This window comes from Variovorax sp. 01T439_2 (assembly GCF_056398445.1).
This window is the reverse complement of sequence record NZ_JBFTPJ010000635.1, coordinates 1-5051: the sequence shown is the minus strand read 5'-3', so window position 1 is coordinate 5051 and position 5051 is coordinate 1. Positions and strand designations below refer to the sequence as shown.

The window sequence follows — 5051 nt, the reverse complement described above, 5'->3', positions numbered from 1 at the left end:
TCACTTGCCAGTTGTCGATGACCTCCATGTCCTCGGTCACGTCGCGATCGGCCGCGAAGTAATTGATGGTTTCGTAGCCGGACATCGGCTCGTGCATCGTGACGTCGTCGGTCAGCACCAGCGTATGCTGGTTCTTGTCGTGCTTGAAGTAGTAGTAGATGCCTTCGAGTTCCATGAGCCGGCTCACGAAGGCAAAGTCCGTCTCGTTGTACTGCACGCAGTGCTCCCACTGGCGATAGGTGCCGGTGAGCTTCTTCTCGAAGGCGAAGTTGTAGTCGCCGAATACGTCCTCGAGAACTTCGACGACCGTCTTGTTCTGGAAGATCTTGTTGTCGCTGGAGCGCGTGAGATACCAGAGCCATGGGCGCACCGAAGCACGATAGACGGTGTGGCGCGAGGTACCGCCTTCGCGTCCGATCATGGAGAAGCGGACCACCTGGCCGTTCAGGAAACGGGGCGCGCCGGCCGTCTGGATCTCCAGGGCCATGGGTTTTCCGAGCACCGCCTTCATGTCGATCGACGCGCTCGGGCTCAGCAGGTCGACCTCGAATTCGAACAACTGCGACAGTCCCTCGGTGCCATGCATCGAGCGGAACTGGAGCTGGTCTTCCCCAAGCGGGGTGTGCGCTCGTACGACTCTGGCCATGAGTTTGTCTCCTTGTCTTCTTAGGCTTCGGAAAATTCGTACCGGAAGTCGTCGCCCGCTGCGGACAGCCGCACGCCGGCGAGCTTGCGCGCACTGACGGTGGCGCCGATGACTTCTTCGCTCAATCGCGGCAGGATGGTGTGCGTGAGGATCGCATCGATCATCCGCCCACCCGACTCGATGGCGGTGCAACGGCGCGCCACCAGTTCGACGGCGCTGTTGTCGTAGTCCAGCGCAATGCCATGGTTCGCATCGAGGCGGGTGGCAATGCGGTCGAGCTGGAGGCGAATGATGCGATGCAATGCGTCGGCTTGCAACGGGTAATAAGGCACTACAACCAGCCGGCCCAGCAGCGCCGGCGCGAACACCTTGAGCAGCGGTTCGCGCAGCGCGGCTGCGAGCGGCTCGGGGTCGGGGCGCAGGGTCGGGTCTTCGCACAGCTGCATGACCAGGTCGGTGCCGACGTTCGACGTCATGATGATCACGGTGTTGCGGAAGTCGATGTGGCGGCCCTCGCCGTCTTCCATCCAGCCCTTGTCGAACACCTGGAAGAAGATCTCGTGCACGTCGGGGTGGGCCTTCTCGATCTCGTCGAGCAGCACCACGCTGTAGGGCCGGCGGCGCACGGCCTCGGTGAGCACGCCGCCTTCGCCGTAGCCCACGTAGCCGGGCGGCGCGCCCTTGAGCGTGGAGACGGTGTGCGACTCCTGGAACTCGCTCATGTTGATGGTGACGAGGTTCTGCTCGCCGCCGTAGAGCGCCTCCGACAGCGCGAGCGCGGTCTCGGTCTTGCCCACGCCCGAGGGGCCGCACAGCAGGAACACGCCCACCGGCTTGTTCGGGTTGTCGAGCCGCGCGCGCGCGGTGCGGATGCGCCGCGAGATGGTCTCCAGCGCGTCGGGCTGGGCCACCACGCGGGCCGAGAGGATCTCGCCGAGGCGCAGCACCGACTGCGCATCGTCGCGCACCATGCGGCCGATCGGAATGCCGGTCCAGTCGGCCACCACGGTGGCAACGGCCTGCGCGTCGACGGCCGCCAGGATGAGCGGCGATTCGCCCTGCAACTGCACGAGCTTGTCCTGCGCCTGGTCGAGTTCGGCGCGGATCTCTTCGGGCGTTCTTTCGGGCTCCGTCGGAGCGGGCTCGGCTTCAACTGGAGCTTCGGCCTCGTCGCCCTCTTCCTCTTTGGCCTCGGCCCGCACCGGCACTGCATCGGGCGAGAGCAGCTTGCGCAGCGCCACGATGCGCTCCACGAGCACGCTTTCTTCCGCGCGCCGCTGCTCCAGCAGGCCGAGCTCGGCCTGCGCCGCCGCCACCTGGGCCGCGATGTCTTCCACGCGCTGGTGCTCGCCGACGCCGATCGCCGCCTCGCGCCCCGCAATGCCCGACTCGATGCCCAGCACCTCGATGCGGCGCTGCAGGTCTTCGATCGCCGCGGGCAGCGCATGCTGGCTCAGGGCCACGCGCGCGCAGGCCGTGTCGAGCAGGCTCACGGCCTTGTCGGGCAGCTGGCGCGCGGGGATGTAGCGGTGCGACAGGCTCACGGCCGCTTCGAGCGCGGCGTCCAGGATGAGCACGCCATGGTGCTTCTCGAGCTCGGCCGAGATGCCGCGCAGCATGACCACGGCCTTGGACTCGGTGGGCTCGTGCACCTGGATGGTCTGGAAGCGCCGCGTGAGCGCCGGGTCCTTCTCGATGTACTTCTTGTACTCGGACCAGGTGGTCGCGCCGATGGTGCGCAGCCGCCCACGCGCGAGCGCCGGCTTCAGCAGGTTGGCCGCATCGCCGGTGCCGGCGGTGCCGCCCGCGCCGACCAGCGTGTGCACCTCGTCGACGAACAGCACGATGGGCTTGGGGCTCTTCTCGACCTCGTCGATCACCTGGCGCAGCCGCTGCTCGAACTCGCCCTTCACGCCCGCGCCGGCCTGCAGCAGCGTGGGGTCGAGCACCCACAGCGACACGTCCTTGAGCGAGGGCGGCACGTCGCCCGCCGCAAGGCGCGAGGCCAGGCCCTCGACCACTGCCGTCTTGCCCACGCCCGCCTCGCCCGTGAGCAGCGGATTGTTCTGCCGCCGGCGCATCAGGATGTCGATGATCTGGCGGATCTCGTCGTCGCGGCCGTAGACCGGATCGAGCTCGCCCGCACGCGCCTTGGCCGTGAGGTCGCTCGCGTACTTGGCCAGCGCCGAGCCGCCCGCGGCGGCGCCGTCGCCCTGGTGGGACTCCGCCGGGGCGGCTTGCCCCGGCGCGGCCGCGGCGTCGAAGTCGTCCTCGGGCGAGCCCTCGGTCCATGCGGGAAGCTGGGCGATGAGAACGTCGGGCACGATCTTGTCGAACTCGCGCGAGATGCCCGAGAGCACCTGGCGCAGCCCCGGCGTCTTGACGATGCCCGCGAGCAGGTAGGCACCGCGGATCGACGTGGCCTCGAAGCGCAGGCTCGCATAGACCCAGGCGCGCTCGACGGCGTTGTCGACGTGCTCCGAGATGTCGCTGATCGAGGTGGCGCCGTGCGGCAGCCGGTCGAGCGCGCGCACCAGGTCCTGCTCGACCGCATCGAGGTTGAGGCCGGCGCGCTTGACGATGCGCAGCAGGTCGCTGTCCTGCAGTTGCAGGATCTGGTGCAGCCAGTGCACCAACTCCACGTAGGCATTGCCGCGCAGCTTGGCGAAGGCGGTGGCGGTCTCCAATGCCTTGTAGAGCATCGGATTGAGCTACGCGAACTCGATGCCCACGTACTGGCGCACCCAGTCGACCACCTGCTGCAGGCGCTTGCTGCCCGGCAGGAAGTCGCGGAACTCGCGCTGCGAGAGCGGGCCGAGTTCGAGCCTGAACTTGCCCTGCGCATCGCGCACCGCCAGCCCGACGGTGGCGCCGGCGCCCAGCTTCTGGTTGCGCCCGGAAGTGCCGATGCGGCTGATCTCGCGCTCGTCGAGCATCACCCAGTCGCTCACGAACTCCTCGACGCGCACAGGCACGTCGAAATACAGCCGCAGGATCTGGATCAGCCCCTCGGGGTTGCGCGTCTGGCGCACGAGGTGCCCGGCCATGAAGGTGCGCGCATGGTCGGCGATGCGGTCGCGTTCCTTCAGGCCCGGCTGCCCCATGTTCATGAGGCTGGCCACGTAGTCGACGAAGCGGTGGCCGTCGGGGCGGTCCAGGCTGTTGACCGACTGGGCATCGGCCCAGGCCCGGTAGAACAGCAGGATGAGCCGGTGATGGAACAGGTCGGCGAAGGCGCTGAGCGTGTTGTCGCTGTGGTGGCGCTTGCGCTCGCGCGCGTACTCGGTCAGGTGCAGCGGCAGCGGCCCGTTGGGGCCGAACAGGCCGAAGCCGTAGATCGAGATGCGCGGCGGGCCGTCGCCGTCGACATCGACGCCCGAGACGTTCGAGGGCGCAAAGGCCATCGACGGCTCCTGGCCCAGCCGCAAAGGCTCGTCGAGCGGGCGCGGCGCGCGGCCCAGCAGCGGATGGCTGCCGTGCGCATCGAGGCGGCGCAGCAGCATGAACAGGTCGTGCTCGAAAGGCTGGTCGACCAGGCCGGCCCACAGGACCGGATCGGCTTCGGCCGCACCGCGCCGCGCGGGTGCCGCGGCATGCTCGGGCGCGGCATGCTCGACCGCAGCCGGCGGCGCCTGCTGCGAATCGTCGGCGAGCTCGGCTGTGGTGCGCATGCTCATACGGCGGGGCGGCGTCCGATGCGCGGCGTCCAGCGCGCGATCTCGCCGCGCTGCAGGCTGGAGAGCGCGAACTCGGTGAACGCGTTGAGCGACACGTGCCGGCTGAAGAATTGCTCCAGCACGGCGCCGAAGAGATAGGGGCTCGCGCCCGAGAAGGCCACTTCGTCGATCTTCAGCGCGATTTCCACCCCGCGCCCGAAGACGATCGGCCCCGGCTCGGGCAGGCGGCGGAACACCGGCGCCAGCGCCATCGAGCGCACGCCCTGGATCTGGCGGCGCACCGCGGGGTCGGCCAGGTTGCCGTAGAGGTCGAGCATCTCGCGCAATGCGGCCGCGCCCTGCGTGGCGTCGACGTCGGTCAGGCTCAGGTAGTTGAGGCCCAGGTGGCTGATCAGGCGCCAGGTGAGCGCACCCTCCGCCAGCGCCGGATAGGGCCGCGACGGCCCGCGCAGGATGCGGATGCCGCGCACCGGCGCCGACACGCGCAGCGAGAAGTCCGACTCCAGCCCGGTGGGCAGCAGCAGCGGCAGGTCGCGGTTGGTGCACAGCGCGTCGATGGTGATGTGGCGCAGGCTGTGCGGAAAGGGCGCGTCGTGCTGGTCGACCAGCGACACGTACACCTCGCTGCCGGTGTAGCTGGTGCGCGTGCCCTGCGCGCGTGCGCGGTCGGACACCAGGCGCGGCTCGCGGCGCAGCGAGAAGTACGCGCCGAAGTCGCCGTCGTCGGC

4 protein-coding genes are annotated in these 5051 nt (G+C 68.9%); all 4 read right to left on the bottom strand.

Going from position 1 to position 5051, the window contains the following annotated elements:
* Positions 1 to 646 (bottom strand): type VI secretion system Vgr family protein (locus AC1DOC_RS24820; protein WP_478130698.1); only part of this gene is annotated, 646 nt, incomplete at its 3' end.
* Positions 647 to 666: 20 nt separating this feature from the next.
* Complete coding sequence (gene tssH / locus AC1DOC_RS24815; RefSeq protein WP_478130697.1) at positions 667 to 3348, bottom strand: type VI secretion system ATPase TssH; 2682 nt, start codon at positions 3346 to 3348, stop codon at positions 667 to 669.
* A gap of 9 nt (positions 3349 to 3357) precedes the next feature.
* Positions 3358 to 4317, bottom strand: a complete 960-nt coding sequence (gene tssG, locus AC1DOC_RS24810; protein ID WP_478130696.1) for a type VI secretion system baseplate subunit TssG — start codon at positions 4315 to 4317, stop codon at positions 3358 to 3360.
* Positions 4318 to 4319: 2 nt separating this feature from the next.
* On the bottom strand, positions 4320 to 5051 hold a 732-nt coding region (locus AC1DOC_RS24805), incomplete at its 5' end, for a type VI secretion system baseplate subunit TssF (protein ID WP_478130695.1).

Coding starts and splice junctions, on each gene's coding strand:
- tssG (WP_478130696.1), bottom strand. CDS start 4,317: ATGCGCACCACAGCCGAGCTCGCCGACGATTCGCAGCAGGCGCCGCCG.
- tssH (WP_478130697.1), bottom strand. CDS start 3,348: ATGCTCTACAAGGCATTGGAGACCGCCACCGCCTTCGCCAAGCTGCGC.